This window comes from Methylobacterium sp. E-005 (genome assembly GCF_022829725.1).
GTDB lineage: Bacteria > Pseudomonadota > Alphaproteobacteria > Rhizobiales > Beijerinckiaceae > Methylobacterium.
In genome coordinates this window covers 20,989-41,012 of record NZ_JAKSYG010000105.1, presented here as the reverse complement: position 1 = coordinate 41,012, position 20,024 = coordinate 20,989, and the positions used below count along the sequence as shown (strand labels likewise).

Sequence of the window (20,024 nt, the reverse complement as noted above, 5' to 3'; positions counted from 1 at the left end):
GGCAGGTTGTCTACCACAATCCGACGCCCAGAGCAAAGCATACCGAAAGACGTGCGCAGGCTCGCGCACGGCATCCATGCACGGCGACATCGCGTTTTACACCGGCGTGGCCGAAGTGAAATGAGCCTGCCGCGGGTCTGGGCTTCGCCCCTTGCAGGTCGGCTCACGGCCTCGGTAACCCGCAGCTGTCCCCAGGATCGGATCGCCCGTGCCGGGCCCGTCCTGAAATCCTGTGGATCGACGGGCCGGCTCAGTCGCCGGAGCCGGGGTTGGGGGAGAAGTAAGCCTCAAGCTTTCCGGACTTGCCGTCCCATTCCTTGGCGTCGGCCGGCGCTTCCTTCTTCTGCGTGATGTTCGGCCACGTCTTGGCGTAGTCGGCGTTCAGCTTCAGCCACGTGTCGAGATTCGACTCGGTGTCGGGCTTGATCGCCTCGGCGGGGCATTCCGGCTCGCAGACGCCGCAATCGATGCACTCATCCGGGTGGATGACGAGCATATTCTCGCCTTCGTAGAAGCAATCGACCGGACAGACTTCGACACAGTCCGTATACTTGCACTTGATGCAATTGTCGGTGACGACATAGGTCATCGGATGTCTTCGTCCTCAAACACGACTTGGCCCGGGCGGAGCCTCGGGATGGCCCGCACGCCCGGGTGGCACTGCGAGGGAATGCCGGTGCAGCCCGGCTCGAGGCCGGGCTTCGGAGGCAACGGCCTTAGACTCTGGTTCTCGGGCTGACAAGCGCACGGGCGCCGCATCCCGGCCGCTGTTTCCGCGGCTGTGGCCCGCCTCGTCACTCGGAGAGTTCCGGCGGGGCGGGATCGCCCGACAGGTTGTCGTAGAGCAGCCGCGCCTCGGGGGCCGGTCCGCGCCGCAGGCCGAGGCCAGTCACCCGCACCGCCAGCGTGGCGTGGGGCGCGGCCACCGTCACCACGTCGCCGACCGCGAGGCCCTTGGCGGGGTTCTCCGCCCGGAGCCCGTTCACCCGTACGAACCCATCCGCGGCGAGCCGCGCCGCGAGGGAACGGGTCCGCGCGAAACGCGCGAACCACAGCCATTTGTCGAGGCGCTGCCGATCATCCCGCATGCGCGGGGGTCAGCGCTTCCCGCCGTCGCCAGACTCGAGCTGCGCCTTGAGCGCGGCCAGCTTGGCGAAGGGCGAATCCGGGTCCGGCGCCCGCTCGCGCCGGGGCGGTCGCTGGTCGGGCCGCGGACCGGCGTGGCGCTGCTCGGCCCCCCGTTGGTCATCCCGGCGCTCCGGACGGCCACCCTCGAAGCGGTCGCGCCGGGGGCCGCGGTCGCGCCCGGGGCGCGGGCCGCCATCGCCGCCCTCGGCCCGGCGATGCTCCGGCCGGCCACCCTCGGGCCGGTTGCCGTCCGGACGGCCCTGTCCCTGAGGCTGGCCCTGCTGTCCACCATCCCGGCCCCGGCCGGCGCCGCGCGGGCGGTTCTGCGGGCGCTGATGGGCCGGGCGCTGATGGCGCTGGAGATGCCAGACCTCGATCTGCGGAATCTCACCGGCGGGCTCGCCCCCGGCCTCGGCAGAATCCGGGACCGCTTCGCCCGTGGCGCTCGCCGCGACCGGCTCCGCCTCGGCGGAAGCGGGCTCCGGAGCCGCACCCGCGGTCGCTTCCGTGGCGGTCTCGGGCTCGGCCGTGGGTTCCGCCTCGGCCGAAACCGCAGCCGTGCCATGATCCTCGGCCGCGGACTCTTCGACCGCGGACTCCTCGACCGCAGGAGCTTCGACTGCCGGCTCCGGTGCCGCCACCGTTTCCGCGGGGCTCACGGGCTCGGCGGTCTCCGGCTCGGCGGGCGCGTCACCGGCGGTCTCGTCCCCGGTCTCGGCCTCCGCCTCGCGGGTCTCCGCGGCGGGGGCCTCTTCCGTCGACGCCTCCGCGGCCGGAGCCTCGTCGCCGGTCGGCTCGGCGGCATCCGCCTGCGCGGTGACGGCCGCGTCGGAGGCAGCCTCGGCGGCGGCCGTCGCGGCCGGAATCGTGGCGGCCGCCGGGACCAGCGGCACCGTGATGGCCGGCCCGGGGCGGGTATCCACCGCGTAGCCCAGCGATTTCAGGATCGAGGCGAAATCCTCGCCCGAGCAACCGACCAGCGAGGTCATGCCCACGGTCGCCACGAAGCCATCGCCGTCGGCGGTGCCGTCCGGCGGGGCGCCGGGCGTCGTGCCGGGCCGGTAGGCGATCGCCGGCCGGATCAGATCGGCGAGCCGCTCCAGGATGTCGACGCGCACCGCCCGCTCGCCGCTGACCCGGAAGCCGGCCGCCCGGTAGAGACCCTTGGCGATCTCGCGATCGACCTTGATCGAGGTGCGGCCTGAGCCGGCGAGATGCGCGATCTCGTCGAGGCCGCGCTGGTCAAGACCGCCGTTGCGCAGGGCCCAGAGTTGGGCGGCGAGCGTCCGCGGCGCCGGCTTCAGCAGGGCCGGCAGGAAGATGTGGTAGGCGCCGAACCGGACGCCGTGGCGGCGCAGGGCCCCGCGGCCGTCCTGATCGAGGCTGCGCATCTCGTGCGCAACCTTCGAGCGCTCCAGCACGCCCAAAGCCTCGACCACCTGATAGCCGATCCCCTTGGCGAGGCCCGTGAGGTCGGCGGCGGTCTCGATCTCCATGAGCGGGCCGAGCAGGCGCACGATGTAGGCCTTCAGCCACGCATCCAGGCGCGCCTCGACCTTCTCACGGTGCGCGCCGGTCAGGCTGTCATCGGCCAGCAATCGGATCTGCGGGGCGAACAGCTTCTCGCCGGGCGTCAGCTTGGCCACCGGCGCGCCGGTCCAGCGGATCGTCCCGTCATGCGCGAGCACGAGGGTCGAATCGGCCGTTGCCGAGAACCGGTCGGCCCGGGACTCGATCTCCCCGGCGAGCGCCTTCTCGGCGGCGCTCCTCAGGGTCTTGGCCTCGTGCCCCTCAGCGCTCGCATCGGGGACGAACAGGAATCCGTGAAGGTGGCCGACATGCTGACCCTCGACGGTGACGTCACCGTCGGCGGTGATTTGGGCTTCGAGCATCGTGTTCTCTCTCAGGCGCCGCATCAGGACGCTTGTGCGCCGGTCGACGAAGCGGCTCGCGAGGCGTTCGTGCAGGGCGTCGGACAGCCTGTCCTCTACCCGACGCGTCTCGCCCTGCCAATGTTCTGGGTCGCGCAGCCAGTCGGGACGGTTTGCCACGAAGGTCCAGGTGCGTCCCTGGGCGATCCGGCGGGACAGGGTATCGATGTCGCCGTCGGTCCGGTCGATCATCGCCACCTGCTCGGCGAACCACGTATCGGGGATGCGCCCGGCCATCCCCTTCATGAGGAATCGATAGAGCTGGGCCACGAGGTCGGCATGCACCTGGGGGTGGACCTTGCGGTAATCCGGCACGCCGCAGGTGTCCCAGAGCCGCCGGACCGTGGCGGCGCTGCGCGCCATGTCGCGGATATCCTCCTCCTTCATGAGGATCTCGAGGGCCTGCTGGTCCTCGCCCATGGGGGCGCGGGTCAGGCCCGATTCGCGCGGATGCTCGTCCAGGCTCGCCTGCAGCCCCTCCAGGCTGCCGAAGCTGAGGTCCGGGTTGCGCCATTGCAGGATGCGCAGCGGGTCGAAATCGTGGCTCTCCAGCCGCTCCACCAGCTCGGCCTCGAAGGGTGGGCAGCGGCCGGTGGAGCCGAAGGTGCCGTCCGCGAGGTGCCGCCCGGCCCGGCCGGCGATCTGGCCCATCTCGGCGGGGGTCAGCTTGCGGAAGCGGGTGCCGTCGTACTTCCAGTTGGCCGCGAACGCGACGTGATCCACGTCGAGGTTGAGGCCCATCCCGACGGCGTCGGTTGCGACGAGGTAGTCCACGTCGCCGGCCTGATACATCTCGACCTGGGCGTTGCGGGTCCGAGGCGATAGGGCGCCGAGCACCACCGCGGCGCCCCCGCGCTGGCGGCGGATCAGCTCGGCGATGGCGTAGACCTCCTCGGCCGAGAACGCCACGATGGCGGTCCGTCGGGGCAGGCGCGACAGGCGCTTCTCCCCCGCGAAGCTGAGCTGCGACAGCCGCGGCCTTGTCGTGGTGTGGACGTTGGGGATCAGGCTCTGGACCAGCGGCAGCATGGTCGAGGAGCCGATCAGCAGGGTCTCCTCCCGGCCGCGGACGTAGAGCAGGCGGTCGGTGAAGACGTGGCCGCGGTCCATGTCGGCGGCGAGCTGAATCTCGTCGATGGCGACGTAGGCCACGTCGAGGTCGCGGGGCATCGCCTCGATCGTGCAGATCCAGTAGCGCGGCCGGTCCGGTTTTATTTTCTCTTCCCCGGTCACCAGCGCGACCTTTTCCGGGCCGACCTTGGCGACGACGCGCAGGTAGACCTCCCGGGCGAGCAGCCGCAGGGGCAGCCCGATCATCCCGGTCGGGTGCGCGAGCATCCGCTCGATGGCGAGATGCGTCTTGCCGGTGTTGGTCGGCCCGAGGACCGCCGTGACCCCGCGGGCGCGGGCGTCGCGGGACAGCGAGCGGCTGGGCGTGGGGCGGAGCAGCGCGTCGATGGTCGGCGGTTCCTTCGGGTGAAGGCCGTCGCGGCGCCATGACGGCGCGGGCGGGGAGGGGTGTTATCGGCCGGTCGCGTCAGGGACGATAGGGCCGGTTCGGTCTTCCCCCATATGGGATGCCGCCGCCGCCAGGTCCAACCGGTCCACCCTGCGGCACGATCTGCGGATAGACGTCGATCTGCGTCGCCGGCGTCCCCGGCTGAGGTGCGAGGTCGGCGCAGAGCGTGTCGGGCATCGCCACGAGGGGGCCGCTTCGGTGCTGGACGATCTCGGCGGACGAGAAGGCGTCGCCGCCGCAGCCGGGTTCCGCAGTGCCGGCGGTCAGCGGCTGTGCGACGGCCGGACCGGCAAGGGCGATCAGGGAAAGGGCGATTTGGAGGATGGACGAGCGCATCCGCGCATTATCGCGCGGATCGTGAAGATTCAGGCCACCGCCTGTGGCAGGCCGAGATAGCCGTGGACGGCGCGCAGGACGCGCCGCTCCAGGCCAACGCCGTCCCGCTCGCCGCGCTCGCCCGCGGCGTCGACCATGCCCCGGACGAGGGCGAAGAGGTCGCCCGCGGCGGTCTCGGGTTCGGCCGGCGGCGCAACACCGGGGCGCTCCAGCAGGGCCAGCAGCGCGGCGGTCAGGTCCATGGCGACGGAGCCCAGCGGGTCGGCGAGTTGAAGCCGGCTCTCCTCCCGGTCGAGCAGCAGCGCGAGGCGTGGCCGCGCCATCTGGTGGGCGACGCAGGCGCGGACGATTCGGCGCAGCCCGTCCTCCGGCGTCGCGGCGCCCGGCGCGGCGCGCACCGCCTCGGTCAGCAGGGCGGTCTCCCGGGCCACCAGGGCCGCGGTCAGGGCCTCCTTGCCGGGGAAGTACTGGTAGACCGAACCGATCGAGACGCCCGCCCGCTCGGCGACGGCGTTGGTCGTGTAGCCGTCGAGGCCGCGCTCCTCCAGAACGCGAGCCGCCCCCTCCAGGATCGTCCGCACGGTCTCGGCGGAGCGCGATTGTCCCGGACTTTTCCGGGGCTTGAGTGCCGGCCGGCGCGGTGAAGCGGCGCTCATGAACGCGAGTTCGCCACCGCGCCGGCCGAGGGCATCATCGCGACGTTCCGACAGACTTCTGGAGCGCAGAACCCCATGTCCGACAAGACCTTCGACCCCAAGCTCACCGTCTTCATGCTGGTGAAGACATCCCCCGAATGGCTCGCCCTGCCGATCGACGATCGCTTCGCGCGATTGCGTGAGGCTTTCGAGCCGATCCTGCGCCGGCACGCCGACGCGGTGCGGCTCCGCTTCTATGACGCCGAGTTCTACACGGCCCGCCTCACCGACCTCTGGGTCTGGGAGGCCGCCGACCACCACGCCTACGAGCTCGTCGTCGAGGCCCTGCGCGAGACGGCGTTCTGGGACCGGTGGTTCTCGATCGTCGAGATCATTCCGGCGGTGGAGAACGCCTACGCGACCCATTACGGCCGGGCCCCGCTGGCGGCCTGACCGGCGAACGAGGGGGCGGCTCAGAGCTCCTCGCAAAACGCCCGGACCCCGGGCGTTCTCCCCCTGACCGCGACAGGGCAGCGGGCGTTTGGTGAGAGGCTCTCAGTCCACCCCCTCGACCAGCACCACCTCGCCGATTCCCGCCGGCCGGCGCTTGGCGATGGCAGCCTGATACTCGGGTGAGAAATAGTAGGTGCGCGCCGCCTCGTAGGACTCGAATTGCAGCACGACGTTGCGCGGCCGGGCCTCGCCCTCAAGCGCCTCGCTGCGGCCGCCGCGGACCAGCGGCGTGCAGCCGTACTTGCGCATGGCCTCGGAGGCCATGGCGGCGTAGTCCTTGTAGGCGTCCGGGTCGGTGACCGTCATCCGGACGATGATGTAGCCCTTGGGCATTGGCTGACCTCCCTGGCGCGGTCGCCGCGCCGGGCAGGCGTGCCGGGAAAACGGGCCCCGGTCAAAGGTTCCTATTCTCCGGGTACGCTCGCCTGCGCGAGGCTGGCCGTGTTCGGTTCGGCCCCGGCCGTCCCGGTGGTGGCCGCGGTACCGCCCTGGCTCCAGCGCGTCGCCTCGATGATGTTGGTGCCGACCGTGGTCAGTACCGAGATGCGCAGCGGAAGCAGCACCCGCGTCCCCTCGACGGGGGCGAGCCAGACCGACATCTCGCGGTTGTCTTCCATGAACTTCACCCCCGGCCGGTCCGGCCGGTGGCCGGCCACCGCCTGGTAGCGGGCGGTGCACACGAGGACCGGGCCGGCATAGCCCGGCTTCTGCACCGGCCGTGTCTCGGCGTAGCTGAGCACCACGTTGAAGCGGGTCGCGCCGTCGAAGACCGGCAGGGTCCGGTTGCAGTTCTCCGGGTCGAGGGGCTCGCCGCGCCCCTGGGTCGGCATCAGGAGCGCGCTGACCGGATCGAGGATGCCCCGCTTGTTGGCGGGGGTGACCGGCACGCGGTCCTGCATGTCGACGAGCGGCGGCGTGATCTCGGCCTGCACGACGTTCCCGTGCGCCAGCGCCATGCGCACCGCGATCCCGGAACTCGCCGTGTGGGTGGCGATCGAGAAGGCGCCGGGCTGGGGCGCCGCCGCGAAGGTGCCGGAAGCCCGGGCCGAGCCCTTGCCGCCGGTGATCGCGCCGACCAGGCCGGTGAGCACGGCCGACACGTCCATGAGGTAGCGGTCGCGCTCGAAGGAGCCGGCGAGGCGCGCGGTGCCGATCGGCAGGCCGGCGAGGTTGATGCTGTAATCGACCGCCACGGTGGCGGCCGGTGCCGGAGCCCGCTTGGACCGGCCGGTGCGCGCGGCGACCTCGGCCGGCGCGACGAGCGCCGCGACCGCGAGGGCGCTGACGACCAGCCGTCCGGCGGCATGCTTCGTCAGCGTCTTGATCGTCCGATGGTCAGGCGTGGCGCTCATGATCCGGATCGCATCCCAGGACGAGCGGCCGAGGACCTTCAGGCCCACGTCCGCCCTCACGAACACACCCGCTGGCGGCATCCTCGCGATGCCCGAAGCCGGGTGAGGCGCCTTCCTGCGGGTGGAAGAAGGCTATATCCCGGCATCGTGGTTAACAGACCGTTGGACCGCGGGGACGGCCCGTCCCTCCCTCATACCTTGACGCGGTGCGGCTTCGTCGCCTATAGGCTCGCGCCTTCAACAGGACTCCGCCGGACCTGGAACCGCAATGGGCGCCGCCCGCTGCGACGACGATCGCGCCGCTGCGATCGGGTCTTCATCGAGCGGAACGAGACGGGATCTAAAGTCATCATGGCGCGCCGCTGCGAACTCACCGGCAAGGCCGTTCAGGTCGGCCACCTCGTGAGCCACTCGAACCGCAAGACCAAGTGCCGGTTCCTGCCGAACCTGTGCAACGTCACCCTCCAGTCCGACGCGCTCGGCAAGCGCGTGCGCCTGCGGGTCACCGCGCACGCCCTGCGCTCGGTGGAGCACCGCGGCGGGCTTGACGCCTTCCTGATCAAGGCTGGCGAGGGCGACCTGTCGCAGACCGCCCGCCTCCTGAAGCGCGAGATCCACAAGAAGCTCGCCGAGGCTCCGGCCGAAGCGGCCTGAGCCTTCGGGCTCTCACCGTTCCTGAGCGGATGTTTCAACCGCCGTGGCCATGAAGGCCGCGGCGGTTTCTACGCTTGTCCGCAGCAGACCCGCCAGTCCGAGCAATCCAAAGCTCGGCCACCGGCTGCTGTCGATTTAAGGCTGATGCCACTGCGCCGTCCTTGCGGGCGGAGCAAAGCAATCCAGGTGGCGCCACGTTGACAAGCCCCGCGCTGCCCTGGGTCGCTTCCCTGCGCTCGTGATGACGAAGGGGGCTTCGACATCCAAGTTGCGAACACGAACCGGATCTAGGGAGGTTCGGTCTGGATCAGCCGGCTTCCGCGGCACGAATCGCCTCTTGCGCGCGGCAAGGGGGGACCTGATTATCGCCGGCCGCCCGCCGCGCGCAGCATACGGCCCGTCGGCACGGCCGCCCCGTCCTCCTCGAACAGCTCCGCCAGCTTCTCGGTCATCGCGCCGCCGAGTTCCTCGGCGTCGATGATCGTCACGGCGCGGCGGTAGTAGCGCGTCACGTCGTGGCCGATGCCGATTGCGAGCAGTTCCACCGGCGAGCGCGTCTCGATTTCCTCGATCATCCAGCGCAGGTGCCGCTCCAGGTAGTTGCCGGCATTTACCGACAGGGTCGAATCATCCACCGGCGCGCCGTCGGAGATCACCATCAGGATCTTGCGCTGCTCCGGCCGGCCGAGCAGGCGCTTGTGCGCCCAGTCGAGCGCCTCGCCGTCGATATTCTCCTTGAGCAGGCCCTCGCGCATCATCAGCCCGAGGTTCTTGCGCGCCCGCCGCCACGGGGCGTCGGCCGACTTGTAGACGATGTGGCGCAGGTCGTTCAGGCGCCCGGGATTCGGCGGCTTGCCGGCGGCGAGCCACGCCTCGCGGCTCTGGCCACCCTTCCAGGCCCGGGTGGTGAAGCCCAGGATCTCCACCTTCACGCCGCAGCGCTCCAGCGTCCGCGCCAGGATGTCGGCGCAGGTCGCCGCGACGGTGATCGGCCGGCCGCGCATCGAGCCCGAATTGTCGAGGAGCAGCGTGACGACCGTATCGCGGAAATTCGTGTCCTTCTCCTGCTTGAAGGAGAGCGGCTGGTAGGGGTCGATGACCACGCGCACGAGGCGTGCCGGGTCGAGCTGACCCTCTTCCAGGTCGAAGTCCCAGGCGCGGTTCTGCTGGGCGAGCAGACGCCGCTGCAGGCGGTTCGCGAGGCGTCCGACCACGCCCTGCAGATGCGAGAGCTGCTTGTCGAGATAGGAGCGCAGGCGCGCCAGCTCGTCGGCATCGCACAGCTCCTCGGCGTGGATGACTTCGTCGAACTTGGGGTTGAACACCCGGTATTCGGGCCCGCGCGCCTCGTTGCCCTGCCGCTGAGGCGGGCGCGAGGCCTCGGAGGCCTCCTCCGAATCCGCGTCCTCGGATTCCTCCGGCAGCTCACCCGAAGGCGCGTCGGCGGATTCCTGGGCGCCTTCCTCGATCTCGTCCGAGGCTTCTTCCGAGGTCTCGATCTCGGCGCGCTCGCCCTGGCTCTTTTCCTCCGAATCACCCTCGCTCGGGTTCTGCTCGTCGTCCTGGGCGTCGTTCTCGTCGTCGTTCTCGTCATCCTCGGAATCGAACGGCGTCTCGTCCGACATATCGAGCGAGGTGAGGAGATCGCGCACGGAGCGGGCGAACTTGCGCTGGTCCTCGATCGAGCCGAGCAGCCCATCGAGATTCGGGCCGGCCTTCGCCTCGATATGCGCGCGCCACAGCTCCACGATCTTGGCCGCGGCTTCGGGCGGCTGCTGACCGGTGAGCCGCTCGCGCACCATCAGGGCGACGGCATCCTCCATCGGGGCGTCGGCCCGGTCGGTGATGTTTTCGTACTTGCCGCCGCGGTGATAGCGGTCCTCCAGCATCGCCGAGATGTTGCTGGCCACGCCCGCCATCCGGCGCGAGCCGATCGCCTCGACCCGGGCCTGCTCGACCGCATCGTAGACCGCCCGGGCGGCGGCGTTCTCGGGGGCGAACCGGCGGTGCAGGGACACGTCGTGGCAGCCGAGCCGCAGCGCCATGGCGTCGGCATTGCCGCGCAGCACCGCGACGTCCTGCGCCGACAGCTTGCGCGGCGGCTCGGGCAGGCGGGCCTTGTCGCCCGTGAGCGCCGGCCGGTCGGTGGCGTAGGTGACCTCGACCTCGGAGCGCCGGGCGATGGCGCGCAGGCACCCGGCCACCGAGCGCTTCAGGGGCTCGGCCACGGGTTCGCGGCGCTCGCCGGGCTTGCGGTTGGAGATGGACATGCGGAGCTACCGGTCGTCGTCGAACGCGAAGGGGCGGTTGAGGATCTTGTCCCAATTATAGGGACACTCAGCCGGCAGGGCTTTGAGAGGGCGCTTCATCTCGCGGGCGGCTCGAATCCGGCCGAGCCGGTACCCGTCCGAGACAGCCTCTGCGATTCGCGCCTTGAGACCGGGATTCTTGCGCAGCTGCCTGTCGATGCGCACCCGCTGCTCTGCGATCGTCAGCGACCAGCTTTGGCTGCGTCGTTCGGGCTGATGGTCCCACTCAAGGGCGTGAGCCAACAGCACGTCGATCGCGCTTTCGAGCTTGTCGTATTGCTCCGAGCCCACGTCGCTCAGCTCCTCGGCGATGTTGTCGAGGTCGAGCGCGTCCACCCGGCCGGCGCGGAGCAGTGCCACCTGCTCCTGGACCCAGGTGTAGAGATCGTCCGCATAACGCGTCCGGCCTCGCGCGTGCGGGGCCGCCGGGGCGTCCTCGTGCGTCAGGGCCGGATGCGCCATTGCGTCCTCCATGCGGGTCAGCTCAGCGCGACGTTCACCGCGCTCTCGGGCAGCTCCTTGCCGAAGGCGCGCTGGTAGAACTCGGCCACCAGCGTCCGCTCCAGCTCGTCGCACTTGTTGAGGAAGGTCACCCGGAAGGCGAAGCCGATATCCTTGAAGATGTCGGCGTTCTCGGCCCAGGTGATCACCGTGCGCGGGCTCATGACGGTGGAGAGGTCGCCGTTCATGAAGGCGTTGCGGGTGAGATCCGCCACGCGCACCATCCGGTTGACGATGTCGCGGCCCTGATCGCCCCGGTAGTGCGTCGCCTTCGACAGGACGATGTCGACCTCGCGGTCATGCGGCAGGTAGTTCAGCGTCGTGACGATCGACCAGCGGTCCATCTGACCCTGGTTGATCTGCTGCGTGCCGTGATAGAGGCCGGACGTGTCGCCCAGCCCCACCGTGTTGGCGGTGGCGAACAGCCGGAAGGCCGGGTGGGGGCGGATCACGCGCTTCTGATCGAGCAGCGTCAGGCGGCCCGACAGCTCCAGCACGCGCTGGATCACGAACATCACGTCCGGGCGGCCGGCATCGTACTCGTCGAACACCAGCGCGACGTTGTTCTGCAGCGCCCAGGGCAGGATGCCGTCCTGGAAGGCGGTGACCTGCTTGCCGTCCTGCAGGACGATCGCGTCCTTGCCGACGAGATCGATGCGCGAGACGTGGCTGTCGAGGTTGATGCGGATGCACGGCCAGTTCAGCCGGGCCGCGACCTGCTCGATATGGGTCGACTTGCCGGTGCCGTGATAGCCGGTGACCATCACGCGGCGGTTGCGCGCGAAGCCGGCCAGGATCGCCAGCGTCGTCTCCCGGTCGAAGATGTAGTCGGGGTCGAGATCGGGGACGTGCTCCTCGGACTCCGCATAGGCCGGGACCTTGAGGTCGAGGTCGATGCCGAAGACCTCACGGACGGAGACGGTGCGGTCGGGGAGCCGGGCGGGCGTGTCGTCAGAGCGCATTCGGAACCTCGTAAGGCGCGGACGCTCCACTCCCTAACAGTGGAACATCCGCGCGGAAGAACGTCGAGCCGGGCCTCCGCGGCGGGGCGGAGCCATTCTTAGACGGCGGCGCGTTCCCGCGCCACCGACCGGCCTGGACACCATATAGGGCTGCGCGGCGTGGTTTTCCCTATGGGGAGATAGAACCGACGTGCATGCATCGTGCCGGTCAGCAGAGGCCGGCGGCCCGGAGCACGTCGTGGGCGCGGATGATGTCGCGCAGCCGCTCCTCGAAGGAGCGGTCGCCGCCATTGGCGTCGGGGTGGAAGCGCTTCACCAGCACCTTGTACTGCGCCTTGATGGAGGCGGTGTCGGCGCCCTCTTCGAGCCCCATCACGTCCAGCGCCCGGCGCACCGTCGCCGAGTGGCGTGGCTTTTCCGGCTCGGGCTGGCGGGCGCGGCGGCGCGTGTCGCCGACGCCCTCGCCACGCAGGATGCCGAGCGGATCGACATAGGCCCAGTCGCGGGCCGGCTCGTCCGCCGGCTTGGCCTGGCCACTCTTGTTCACGCCCATCGCCCAGGTCGGGCGATGACCGATGATCGCATCCTTCTGGTAGGCCTGCACGGCGGCGTCGTTCATGCCGTCGAAGTAATTGTAGGTCGCGTTGTAGGCCCGGACGTGATCGATGCAGAAGCGCCAGTACTGGCCCTCCGCCTTCCGGCCCTTCGGCGCCCGATAGAGTCCCGGCTGCGCGCAGCCCGGACTCTCGCAGACGCCCTCGGCCGCGGCCTTCGGCTCGTCGCAGGACGGTTTGATCCGGATGCTGTCGAACAGGCGCGAGTTGAGATCCATGACGGGCCGATTATGAGGGGGCGGACCTGAGACACAAGGGTGTCGGGCCTGATGACGCATGCGCGGGATCGGGCTTGACGGATGAGAGGGACGCGACGCGATGGCGGACGGGGCGAACGGGGGCGGTACGCTCCGGGACTGGATGGAGGCGCGGCTGCGGGAGCAACTGGCGCCGGAGCGGCTCGACGTGATCGACGAGTCGCACCTGCATGCGGGCCATTCCGGGGCCCGCCCGGGGGGCGAAACGCATTACCGGCTCGACATCGTCGCCTCCGCCTTCGCGGGCAAGAGCCGCGTCGAGCGGCACCGCTTGGTGAACGCGCTGATGGAGGAGGCGTTCACGCGCGGGCTCCACGCCCTCGCGGTGCGGGCGCGCACGCCGGACGAGGCGGCCTGAACCCCGGGGGCGCCGACACCGTTGGGGATGACGATCCGGGGATCACGAGAGACGATATGGCGATCCTGGTCCGTTTCTGCATTCCCGCCTGCGCCGGTGACAAAGGCTTCCGGAGGCCGCCATGTCGTTGCGGGTGACGCCGCGCATCGCCATCGCGGATGACGAGATCGAGATGTCGTTCCTGCGCGCCTCCGGGGCGGGCGGCCAGAACGTCAACAAGGTCGAGACGGCGGTGCAACTCCGCTGGCCGGTCCTCGCCTCGCCCTCCATCGACGAGCGGGTCAAGGCCAACATGGTGCGGCTCGCCGGGCGGCGGATGACCAAGGACGGCGTCCTCGTGCTCACCGGGCAGCGGCATCGCACGCAGGAGCGCAACCGGGCCGAGATCCTCCAGCGCCTCGTCGACCTCGTGGCGGAGGCCGCCAAGCCCCCGCCCCCGATCCGCCGGCCGACGAAGCCCACCCGGGGCTCGCAGGAGCGGCGCATCGGCGCCAAGAAGAACCGCGCCACGATCAAGCAGGGGCGGGGCAACGTCCGGGATTCCGAGGGCTGACCACGCTTTCGGATGCCGGTTCCAGCGCTGTCGTGGTTCGACGAAGCCGCCGCGACGGGGGCCCTTGACCTGGAGTGCGCTCCAGCAAGTAGACCGCATCGGCGCAGCGAATCGTGCCGATGAAGATCAGCGACTCCTCCAGACGCAGCGGCCTCAGCATCGATACCCTCCGCTACTACGAGCGGATCGGCTTGCTGCCGCGCACCGCCCGCGACGGCGGCGGACGGCGCAGCTACGGGGCGGACGACCTCGCCTGGGCGTGCTTCCTCGGGAAGCTCCAGGCCATGGACATGCCGATCCGTGAGCGGCTCGCCTACAGCCGCCTGCGCTCGGAGGGCGACGCCACCCTCGGTGCCCGGCGCACCATGCTGGAGGCGCACCGGTCCGCCCTCGTCGCGCGTCAGGAGGAGCTTCGCGCTCTGATCGCGGCGCTCGACGCGAAGATCGCACATTACCGCGATCGCGAAACCCAAAGGGGAGACAGCCAATGAGGGTCGATCAAGCTACCGTGGTGGCCGGCGCGGCGGCGCTTCCGCCGGCCGAAGAATCGTCTGACGGATCGGCAACACAGGATCGCTACCAGCGTGGGCTCGACCAGCTCCGGGCCATCAGCGGGCCGCAGGGCGCGGCGGTCATTGAGAGCCTCAACGACATCGCCCCCGACCTCGGCCGCTACATCGTCGAGTTCGCCTATGGCGACGTGTTCGCGCGCCCGGGCCTCGACGTGAAGACGCGGGAACTCGCCACGGTGGCGGCCCTGACCGCCATGGGCACGGCCGCGCCGCAGCTGAAGGTCCATATGCAGGCGGCCCTGCGCGTCGGGGCCTCGCGCCAGGAGATCGTCGAGACGGTGATGCAGATGATCCCGTATGCCGGCTTTCCGGCGGCGCTCAACGCCATCGGCATCGCGCGGGATGCCTTCGCGGCCGCGTGAGCCGCAACAGGGCGAAGGTCGCGGAACGCCGGCGCGCCGCGGCCTTCGCCCGGATGCCTCAATGGATCGCGTCGATCACCGCGGCCTTCGGGTTCGCGTCGGGGGCGGGCGACGAGCCCGCCACCAGGGTGCTGCCCGGCCGGGCGATGGTCAGGGCGATCGCGATCAGCGCCAGGATCGCCGCCAGGGCAGCCGGGAACAGGAAGGCCGATTCGCCGTAGCGCAGGTCGAGCAGGCCGCCGAGCACGGCGCCGGTGCTGAGCCCGGCCCAGAGCGGCGCCTGGATCCAGAATGACGGCGCCACCGTCCCGAGCAGCAGGTTGGCGCAGCCGGTGCCGAAGCGTACCACCGCGCCGGTGACGTAGGTCAGCGCGATGGAGCGGCCGCCCTCGTCCTGGAGCGTCGCGTTCTGGAGCCCCAGCGCCAGCACGATCGGATAGGCGTGGAGCGGATACGCGAAGGTGCCCCAGGGCATCAGGAGCCCGCCCGCCAGCAGCAGTGCCTGAAGGGTCAGCAGCACGGCCAAGCGCCAGCGCCCGACCCAGGCGGCGATCAGCGTGCCCAGGAACGCGCCGAAGCAGAAGATGCAGATCGTGCTGGCGACCCGGGTGACGTTCTCCCAGTCGGCATTGGCCACCGCCACGCCGAAGCGCGTGGTGTTACCCGACATGAACGACATGAAGAGCTGCGAGAATTCCAGGAAGCCGATGGAATCGGCGCAGCCCGCCAGCATGGCCAGGGCGATGGCGAAGGGGATGCGGCTCCGCGGATCGGCCGGAAAGGACTTGTCGGCGGGCGGTTCGGGCTTGTGCTCCGGTGTGCCGAGGCCCGTCCGATTGCCATAATCCGCCATGCTGTTCCCCGATACAGCGGCCGCACCCGTCGCGACCGACTGACTATGGACGAATAGCGCAGCCGTTTCATGCCGCGGTGCGGCGTAACACAACGACGCGGCCCGGCACCGGCCGTCCGGCCTCCCGCCGGACCCCGGCCGAACGCAGGGTGAGGATTTCGAGGCCGGCAGCAGTCGCGGCCTCCGCGATGTGGGAATCGGCATGGGCGTAGCGCCCATCGGCGCCCAGGATCGCACCGGTCCCGTCATGGGACTGCACCGTGAAGGCCGCGAGCCCGCCCGGCCGCAGGGCGCGGCCGATCCCCGCCAGGACGGGGCCGAGATCCGCCACGTAGATCAGCACATCGGCGGCGAGGCAGAGGTGGGCGGAGTTTTCCGGTTCTCCCGTCAGGAACGCACCGAGTTCGCCCTCGACGAGGCGGTCGTAGAGCGGGCGGCCCTGCCACGTCTTGGCGCGCGCCAGGGCCAGCATGGCCGGCGAGAGGTCGACGCCCGTCAGGTGATCGACCCGCTCACGGATCGCCGCGCCCATCAGGCCGGTGCCGCAACCGAGATCGAGGGCCGTGCCGAAGCGCTCGGGCAGGCGGGGGAGGGCGTCGCGGACCAAATCCGGGCCGATATAGGCGAGGCCCCCGACCAGATGGCGCTCGAAGCGCGGTGCGTAGCCGTCGAACAGGGCCTTCAAGTAGGCGGGGGAGAGGGCCGGGAGGCCATCGCCCGCACCCAGACGGACGAGCTGGGCCCGGACGCCCAGCGTATCGTCCGGGTCGATGTCGAGGGCGCAGGCATAGGCCCGGGCCGCGGCGTCGCGCAGCGCCGGGTCGCCGCGCGATGCGGAAAGCCCCTCCCGCGCCCGGCCGAGCAGCAGCCAGGCCGGGGCGTAGCGCGGGGTGATCTCCAGAACCTGCTCGGCGAGATCCGCGGCGGCCGCGTGGTCGCCCTCGTCCAGGCAGGCCTCCGCGTAGCGATAGCGGCGGTCGGCGAGGAGATCGCCGGAACTGTGCTGCGGGGCCATGCGTCTGCCGGTTCGGGGGCGCCACTCTATCGGGGCCACCGGCGGACTCCACCGGCAGCACGGACCCGATGCCGATACGCGCCAGCGATCTCCTGACCCTGACCCGCGAGGGTCTCTACTGCCCCCTCGGAGGCTTCCATGTCGATCCGACCTGGCCGGTGGAGCGCGCGCTGATCACCCATGGCCATGCCGACCATGCCCGCTCGGGCCACGTCCACGTGCTGGCGACGCCCGAGACCCTGCGGATCATGGCGGTGCGCTACGGCGCGGACTTCTGCGAACATCGGCAGGAGGCGCGTCTGGGCGAAGACATCCGCGTCGGCGACGTCACCGTGCGCTTCGCCCCCGCGGGCCATGTCCTTGGCTCGGCGCAGATCGCGATCGAGCGGGAGGGCGCCCGGGTGGTGGTCTCGGGCGATTACAAGCGCGCGCCGGATCCCACCTGCCTGCCCTTCGAGGTGGTGCCCTGCGACGTGTTCATCACCGAGGCGACCTTCGGCCTGCCGGTCTTCACGCATCCCGACACGCGCGGCGAGGTGCGCAAGCTCCTCGACTCCGTGCGGCTGTTCCCGGAGCGCGCCCACATCGTCGGCGCCTACGCGCTGGGCAAGGCGCAGCGGGTGATGGCCCTGCTGCGCGAGGAGGGCTGGGACCGGCCGATCCATCTCCACGGCGCGATGGAGAAGCTCACCGCCCTCTACAAGGAGGAGGGGCTGCCGCTCGGCGACACGCCGAAGGTGGTGGCGGCCGAGCGCAAGGATCTGCACGGGGCGATCGTGATCTGTCCGCCCTCGTCGATGCAGGATCTGTGGTCACGGAAATTTCCCGATCCGGTCACCTGCTTCGCCTCGGGCTGGATGCGGGTGCGCGCCCGGGCCCGCCAGAAGGGCGTGGAGCTGCCGATGGTGATCTCCGACCATTCCGACTGGCCGGACCTGTGCCGCACCATCCGCGACACCGGCGCCGGAGAGGTCTGGGTGACGCACGGGCAGGAGGATGCGCTGGTCCACTGGTGCGGGACGCAGGGCATCCGGGCGAAGCCGCTGCACCTGTTGGGCTATGGCGACGACGGTGAGGCCGAGCCTGCGCCCACGGAGCCCGGCCCCGAGACGGAGGCGGCCGCGTGAACGACTTCGCCCATCTCCTCGACCGCCTCGCCTACGAGCCCCGCCGCAACGCCAAGCTGCGGATGCTCCAGGATTATTTCGCCCGCACGCCCGATCCGGAGCGCGGCTACGCGCTGGGCGCCATGACGGGCACGCTGAGCTTTCGCGAGGCCAAGCCGGCGCTGATCCGGGGGCTGGTGGAGGAGCGGATCGACCCGGTGCTGTTCCGGCTGTCGCACAATTACGTGGGCGATCTCGCGGAGACGACGGCGCTGATCTGGCCCGCCACGCCCTTGGCACCGGATCGCGGGAGCGACAGGGCTCTCACACTGCCGGATGAGGCGCAGGTCCCCTCTCCCGAGCGGGAGAGGGGGCTCGTCGCGACACCCGGGCGGCCGAGCGAGACAAACTCAGCTGTCTCACGCCGGGATGCGCCAGCAGGCCTCGGCCACAACAACCCGCCGCCCCACGTCCCGACCCTGGCCGAAGTCGTGGAAACCCTCGCCACCATCCCCAAGCGCGAACTCCCCCAGCACCTCGCGGACTGGCTCGACGCCCTCGACGAGACCGGCCGCTGGGCGCTCCTGAAGCTCGTCACCGGCAACCTTCGCGTCGGCGTCTCGGCGCGGCTCGCCAAGACGGCGGTCGGCGCGCTGGGCGGCCACGATGCCGACGCCGTCGAGGAGGTCTGGCACGGGCTCACGCCGCCCTTCGAGACCCTGTTCGCCTGGGTCGAGGGCCGGGCCGAACGGCCCGAGACCCTGAACCCGGCCCCGTTCCGGCCGCCGATGCTGTCCCATCCGATCGAGGAAGAGGACGACCTGGAGAAGCTGGAGCCGGAGGCCTTCTCGGCCGAGTGGAAATGGGACGGCATCCGCGTCCAGCTCGTTGGCGGTCGCGACCGGGCGGGGGAGCAGGTGGGAAAAATCTATTCCCGCACCGGCGAGGACATCACCGGGGCGTTCCCCGATCTCGCCGAGGCGATCACCTTCACCGGCACCCTCGACGGCGAGTTGCTGATCCTGCGCGAGCGCCGGGTCCAGAGCTTCAACGTGCTCCAGCAGCGCCTCAACCGGAAGGCGGTGACGGGCAAGCTCCTCGATGAGTTCCCCGCCCATGTGCGGGCCTACGACCTGCTGACCCTCGATGGCGACGACCTGCGGGCCGACCCGTTCGTGGAGCGGCGGGAGAAGCTGGAGGCCCTGGTCACGCGCCTCGATCACGCCCGCGTCGACATCTCGCCGCTGGTGCCCTTCGCCGACTGGGAGGCGCTCGCCGCCGCCCGGGCCGATCCGGCCTCGGTGGGGGCGGGCGACGATGCCGAGGCGATCGAGGGCATCATGCTCAAGCGCCGCAACAGCCCCTATCTGCCGGGCCGTCCCAAGGGCCCGTGGTGGAAGTGGAAGCGCGAGCCCCACGTGGTCGACGCCGTGATGATGTACGCCCAGCGCGGCCACGGAAAGCGCTCGTCCTTCTATTCGGACTACACGTTCGGGGTCTGGCGCGCGGCCCCCGAGGGCGGGGACGAGCTGGTTCCGGTGGGCAAGGCCTATCACGGCTTCACCGATGCCGAGCTCGCCAAGCTCGACCGCTACGTCCGCAACAACACCACCAAACGGTTCGGGCCGGTGCGCGAGGTCGCCCATGGGCGCGAGGCCGGGCTGGTGCTGGAGATCGCCTTCGAGGGCGTGCAGCGCTCGACCCGGCACAAGTCGGGCGTGGCGATGCGCTTCCCCCGGGTCAGCCGGATCCGCTGGGACAAGCCCCCCGCTGAGGCCGACCGGATCGACGTACTGGAACGCATCCTCGCCCGGGGCGAGCGCGAGGTCGCGCCGGGGGCGACGCTGCTGGAGACGGACGCATGAGGCAGGGCAGAGGGCAGGGGAAGATCAGTCCGGTCGAGACGCTCGCCGCGGGCGCGGTCGAGCGCCACGCCAGTGGGCGGCTCACCATCGCGACGCCGGGGCAGGGGTTTACGGACTTTACCGAGGCGGTATCGGCGTTCGTCCGCGACAGCGGCCTCCGGGACGGGCTGGTGACGGTGTTCTGCCGGCACACCTCGGCCTCGCTCACCATCCAGGAGAACGCGGACCCCGACGTCCAGACCGACCTGATGACCGCCCTCGACGGGTTCGCGCCGCGCCACGCCGGCTACGTCCACGGCGCCGAGGGGCCGGACGACATGCCGGCCCATATCCGGACCCTGGTGACCGATTCGGCGCTGAGCATACCCCTGGTCAATGGCCGGCTGGCGCTAGGCACGTGGCAGGGGATCTACCTGATCGAGCACCGCGACCGGCCGCACCGGCGAGAGATCGTGTTGAGCGTGATCGGCCGGTGACCGGCACGGCCCGTTCGACCAGCGCCGTCATCGCGCGCGCAGCGAAGCGGCCCAGGGCGGCGCGACGTTCGGAGCCGCGGCGCGAGACGGGATTGCTTCGCTGCACGCAAGGACGTCTGCGAAACCAGCAACACACCGCCGGTTAACCATAGC

At 70.6% G+C, this 20,024-nt stretch carries 22 protein-coding genes; 9 read left to right on the top strand and 13 right to left on the bottom strand.

Annotated features, from left to right (window positions below; all coding sequences use genetic code 11):
• Nucleotides 1-250: 250 nt before the first annotated feature.
• The 5 genes from fdxA to MKK88_RS12345 all read right to left on the bottom strand — a co-directional run bounded on the left by fdxA (nucleotide 251) and on the right by MKK88_RS12345 (nucleotide 5,570).
• Nucleotides 251-589, bottom strand: coding sequence for a ferredoxin FdxA (gene fdxA / locus MKK88_RS12365; RefSeq protein ID WP_091718611.1), 339 nt, complete (start codon nucleotides 587-589; stop codon nucleotides 251-253).
• 205 nt (nucleotides 590-794) lie between these two features.
• Complete coding sequence (locus tag MKK88_RS12360) at nucleotides 795-1,088, bottom strand: RNA-binding S4 domain-containing protein (protein ID WP_244000050.1); 294 nt, start codon at nucleotides 1,086-1,088, stop codon at nucleotides 795-797.
• Between the two features lie 9 nt (nucleotides 1,089-1,097).
• Entirely contained in the window at nucleotides 1,098-4,508 is a 3,411-nt protein-coding gene (locus MKK88_RS12355; RefSeq protein ID WP_409566654.1) for a helicase-related protein, read from the bottom strand.
• Between the two features lie 88 nt (nucleotides 4,509-4,596).
• Nucleotides 4,597-4,914, bottom strand: coding sequence for a hypothetical protein (locus MKK88_RS12350; RefSeq protein WP_244000046.1), 318 nt, complete (start codon nucleotides 4,912-4,914; stop codon nucleotides 4,597-4,599).
• A 29-nt stretch (nucleotides 4,915-4,943) separates the two neighbouring features.
• Nucleotides 4,944-5,570 carry a TetR/AcrR family transcriptional regulator gene (locus MKK88_RS12345; RefSeq protein ID WP_244000044.1) on the bottom strand — a complete coding sequence of 209 codons (627 nt, stop codon included), beginning with the start codon at nucleotides 5,568-5,570 and terminating at the stop codon, nucleotides 4,944-4,946.
• 75 nt (nucleotides 5,571-5,645) lie between these two features.
• Between MKK88_RS12345 and MKK88_RS12340 the strand changes: the two genes are divergently transcribed.
• A complete protein-coding gene (locus tag MKK88_RS12340) occupies nucleotides 5,646-6,002 on the top strand; it encodes a darcynin family protein (RefSeq protein WP_244000043.1) in 357 nt (118 codons plus the stop codon).
• Nucleotides 6,003-6,104: 102 nt separating this feature from the next.
• Here MKK88_RS12340 and MKK88_RS12335 read toward each other — a convergent pair whose 3' ends face one another.
• Together MKK88_RS12335 and MKK88_RS12330 are read right to left on the bottom strand one after the other, a co-directional pair.
• Nucleotides 6,105-6,395, bottom strand: a complete 291-nt coding sequence (locus MKK88_RS12335; protein ID WP_244000041.1) for a DUF1330 domain-containing protein — start codon at nucleotides 6,393-6,395, stop codon at nucleotides 6,105-6,107.
• Nucleotides 6,396-6,466: 71 nt separating this feature from the next.
• Complete coding sequence (locus MKK88_RS12330) at nucleotides 6,467-7,414, bottom strand: DUF3108 domain-containing protein (RefSeq protein WP_244000137.1); 948 nt, start codon at nucleotides 7,412-7,414, stop codon at nucleotides 6,467-6,469.
• Between the two features lie 351 nt (nucleotides 7,415-7,765).
• Here MKK88_RS12330 and rpmB point away from each other — a divergent pair, with 351 nt between their 5' ends.
• Nucleotides 7,766-8,068 (top strand): 50S ribosomal protein L28, encoded by a 303-nt coding sequence (gene rpmB, locus MKK88_RS12325; protein WP_091718626.1) that lies wholly within the window; start codon nucleotides 7,766-7,768, stop codon nucleotides 8,066-8,068.
• A gap of 362 nt (nucleotides 8,069-8,430) precedes the next feature.
• Here the strand turns inward: rpmB and cobT are convergent, their stop codons facing one another.
• From cobT to MKK88_RS12305, 4 genes are all read right to left on the bottom strand, one after another.
• Nucleotides 8,431-10,338 carry a cobaltochelatase subunit CobT gene (gene cobT / locus MKK88_RS12320; protein WP_244000039.1) on the bottom strand — a complete coding sequence of 636 codons (1,908 nt, stop codon included), beginning with the start codon at nucleotides 10,336-10,338 and terminating at the stop codon, nucleotides 8,431-8,433.
• A 6-nt stretch (nucleotides 10,339-10,344) separates the two neighbouring features.
• Complete coding sequence (locus tag MKK88_RS12315) at nucleotides 10,345-10,839, bottom strand: DUF29 domain-containing protein (RefSeq protein ID WP_244000037.1); 495 nt, start codon at nucleotides 10,837-10,839, stop codon at nucleotides 10,345-10,347.
• A gap of 17 nt (nucleotides 10,840-10,856) precedes the next feature.
• On the bottom strand, nucleotides 10,857-11,840 hold the full coding sequence (gene cobS, locus MKK88_RS12310) for a cobaltochelatase subunit CobS (protein WP_244000035.1): 984 nt from the start codon (nucleotides 11,838-11,840) through the stop codon (nucleotides 10,857-10,859).
• Nucleotides 11,841-12,048: 208 nt separating this feature from the next.
• Nucleotides 12,049-12,672 carry a J domain-containing protein gene (locus MKK88_RS12305; RefSeq protein ID WP_244000033.1) on the bottom strand — a complete coding sequence of 208 codons (624 nt, stop codon included), beginning with the start codon at nucleotides 12,670-12,672 and terminating at the stop codon, nucleotides 12,049-12,051.
• Between the two features lie 100 nt (nucleotides 12,673-12,772).
• Between MKK88_RS12305 and MKK88_RS12300 the strand changes: the two genes are divergently transcribed.
• From MKK88_RS12300 to MKK88_RS12285, 4 genes are all read left to right on the top strand, one after another.
• On the top strand, nucleotides 12,773-13,069 hold the full coding sequence (locus tag MKK88_RS12300; protein WP_244000032.1) for a BolA family protein: 297 nt from the start codon (nucleotides 12,773-12,775) through the stop codon (nucleotides 13,067-13,069).
• A gap of 121 nt (nucleotides 13,070-13,190) precedes the next feature.
• Nucleotides 13,191-13,622: an alternative ribosome rescue aminoacyl-tRNA hydrolase ArfB gene (arfB, locus tag MKK88_RS12295; RefSeq protein ID WP_244000030.1), complete on the top strand. Its 432-nt coding sequence runs from the start codon at nucleotides 13,191-13,193 to the stop codon at nucleotides 13,620-13,622.
• Between the two features lie 119 nt (nucleotides 13,623-13,741).
• The gene (locus MKK88_RS12290; RefSeq protein WP_244000028.1) at nucleotides 13,742-14,113 is read left to right on the top strand and encodes a MerR family transcriptional regulator; all 372 of its coding nucleotides are present in this window, start codon (nucleotides 13,742-13,744) and stop codon (nucleotides 14,111-14,113) included.
• Entirely contained in the window at nucleotides 14,110-14,556 is a 447-nt protein-coding gene (locus MKK88_RS12285) for a carboxymuconolactone decarboxylase family protein (protein WP_244000026.1), read from the top strand. The genes MKK88_RS12290 and MKK88_RS12285 overlap by 4 nt, the downstream gene beginning before the upstream one ends.
• Nucleotides 14,557-14,614: 58 nt before the next feature.
• Here MKK88_RS12285 and MKK88_RS12280 read toward each other — a convergent pair whose 3' ends face one another.
• Complete coding sequence (locus MKK88_RS12280) at nucleotides 14,615-15,409, bottom strand: YoaK family protein (protein WP_244000024.1); 795 nt, start codon at nucleotides 15,407-15,409, stop codon at nucleotides 14,615-14,617.
• 67 nt (nucleotides 15,410-15,476) lie between these two features.
• On the bottom strand, nucleotides 15,477-16,424 hold the full coding sequence (locus MKK88_RS12275; RefSeq protein ID WP_244000022.1) for a class I SAM-dependent DNA methyltransferase: 948 nt from the start codon (nucleotides 16,422-16,424) through the stop codon (nucleotides 15,477-15,479).
• A gap of 68 nt (nucleotides 16,425-16,492) precedes the next feature.
• Between MKK88_RS12275 and MKK88_RS12270 the strand changes: the two genes are divergently transcribed.
• From MKK88_RS12270 to MKK88_RS12260, 3 genes are read left to right on the top strand one after another with little or no spacing between them, the layout of a single operon-like run.
• Nucleotides 16,493-17,551, top strand: a complete 1,059-nt coding sequence (locus tag MKK88_RS12270) for a ligase-associated DNA damage response exonuclease (RefSeq protein WP_244000020.1) — start codon at nucleotides 16,493-16,495, stop codon at nucleotides 17,549-17,551.
• The gene (locus MKK88_RS12265; protein ID WP_244000018.1) at nucleotides 17,548-19,395 is read left to right on the top strand and encodes a cisplatin damage response ATP-dependent DNA ligase; all 1,848 of its coding nucleotides are present in this window, start codon (nucleotides 17,548-17,550) and stop codon (nucleotides 19,393-19,395) included. Before MKK88_RS12270 ends, MKK88_RS12265 begins: the two co-directional genes overlap by 4 nt.
• Nucleotides 19,392-19,871 carry a secondary thiamine-phosphate synthase enzyme YjbQ gene (locus MKK88_RS12260; RefSeq protein WP_244000015.1) on the top strand — a complete coding sequence of 160 codons (480 nt, stop codon included), beginning with the start codon at nucleotides 19,392-19,394 and terminating at the stop codon, nucleotides 19,869-19,871. Before MKK88_RS12265 ends, MKK88_RS12260 begins: the two co-directional genes overlap by 4 nt.
• Nucleotides 19,872-20,024 lie beyond the last annotated feature (153 nt).

Coding starts and splice junctions, on each gene's coding strand:
- fdxA (WP_091718611.1), bottom strand. CDS start 589: ATGACCTATGTCGTCACCGACAATTGCATCAAGTGCAAGTATACGGAC.
- MKK88_RS12360 (WP_244000050.1), bottom strand. CDS start 1,088: ATGCGGGATGATCGGCAGCGCCTCGACAAATGGCTGTGGTTCGCGCGT.
- MKK88_RS12350 (WP_244000046.1), bottom strand. CDS start 4,914: ATGCGCTCGTCCATCCTCCAAATCGCCCTTTCCCTGATCGCCCTTGCC.
- MKK88_RS12345 (WP_244000044.1), bottom strand. CDS start 5,570: ATGAGCGCCGCTTCACCGCGCCGGCCGGCACTCAAGCCCCGGAAAAGT.
- MKK88_RS12340 (WP_244000043.1), top strand. CDS start 5,646: ATGTCCGACAAGACCTTCGACCCCAAGCTCACCGTCTTCATGCTGGTG.
- MKK88_RS12335 (WP_244000041.1), bottom strand. CDS start 6,395: ATGCCCAAGGGCTACATCATCGTCCGGATGACGGTCACCGACCCGGAC.
- MKK88_RS12330 (WP_244000137.1), bottom strand. CDS start 7,414: ATGAGCGCCACGCCTGACCATCGGACGATCAAGACGCTGACGAAGCAT.
- rpmB (WP_091718626.1), top strand. CDS start 7,766: ATGGCGCGCCGCTGCGAACTCACCGGCAAGGCCGTTCAGGTCGGCCAC.
- cobT (WP_244000039.1), bottom strand. CDS start 10,338: ATGTCCATCTCCAACCGCAAGCCCGGCGAGCGCCGCGAACCCGTGGCC.
- MKK88_RS12315 (WP_244000037.1), bottom strand. CDS start 10,839: ATGGCGCATCCGGCCCTGACGCACGAGGACGCCCCGGCGGCCCCGCAC.
- cobS (WP_244000035.1), bottom strand. CDS start 11,840: ATGCGCTCTGACGACACGCCCGCCCGGCTCCCCGACCGCACCGTCTCC.
- MKK88_RS12305 (WP_244000033.1), bottom strand. CDS start 12,672: ATGGATCTCAACTCGCGCCTGTTCGACAGCATCCGGATCAAACCGTCC.
- MKK88_RS12300 (WP_244000032.1), top strand. CDS start 12,773: ATGGCGGACGGGGCGAACGGGGGCGGTACGCTCCGGGACTGGATGGAG.
- arfB (WP_244000030.1), top strand. CDS start 13,191: ATGTCGTTGCGGGTGACGCCGCGCATCGCCATCGCGGATGACGAGATC.
- MKK88_RS12290 (WP_244000028.1), top strand. CDS start 13,742: ATGAAGATCAGCGACTCCTCCAGACGCAGCGGCCTCAGCATCGATACC.
- MKK88_RS12285 (WP_244000026.1), top strand. CDS start 14,110: ATGAGGGTCGATCAAGCTACCGTGGTGGCCGGCGCGGCGGCGCTTCCG.
- MKK88_RS12280 (WP_244000024.1), bottom strand. CDS start 15,409: ATGGCGGATTATGGCAATCGGACGGGCCTCGGCACACCGGAGCACAAG.
- MKK88_RS12275 (WP_244000022.1), bottom strand. CDS start 16,424: ATGGCCCCGCAGCACAGTTCCGGCGATCTCCTCGCCGACCGCCGCTAT.
- MKK88_RS12270 (WP_244000020.1), top strand. CDS start 16,493: ATGCCGATACGCGCCAGCGATCTCCTGACCCTGACCCGCGAGGGTCTC.
- MKK88_RS12260 (WP_244000015.1), top strand. CDS start 19,392: ATGAGGCAGGGCAGAGGGCAGGGGAAGATCAGTCCGGTCGAGACGCTC.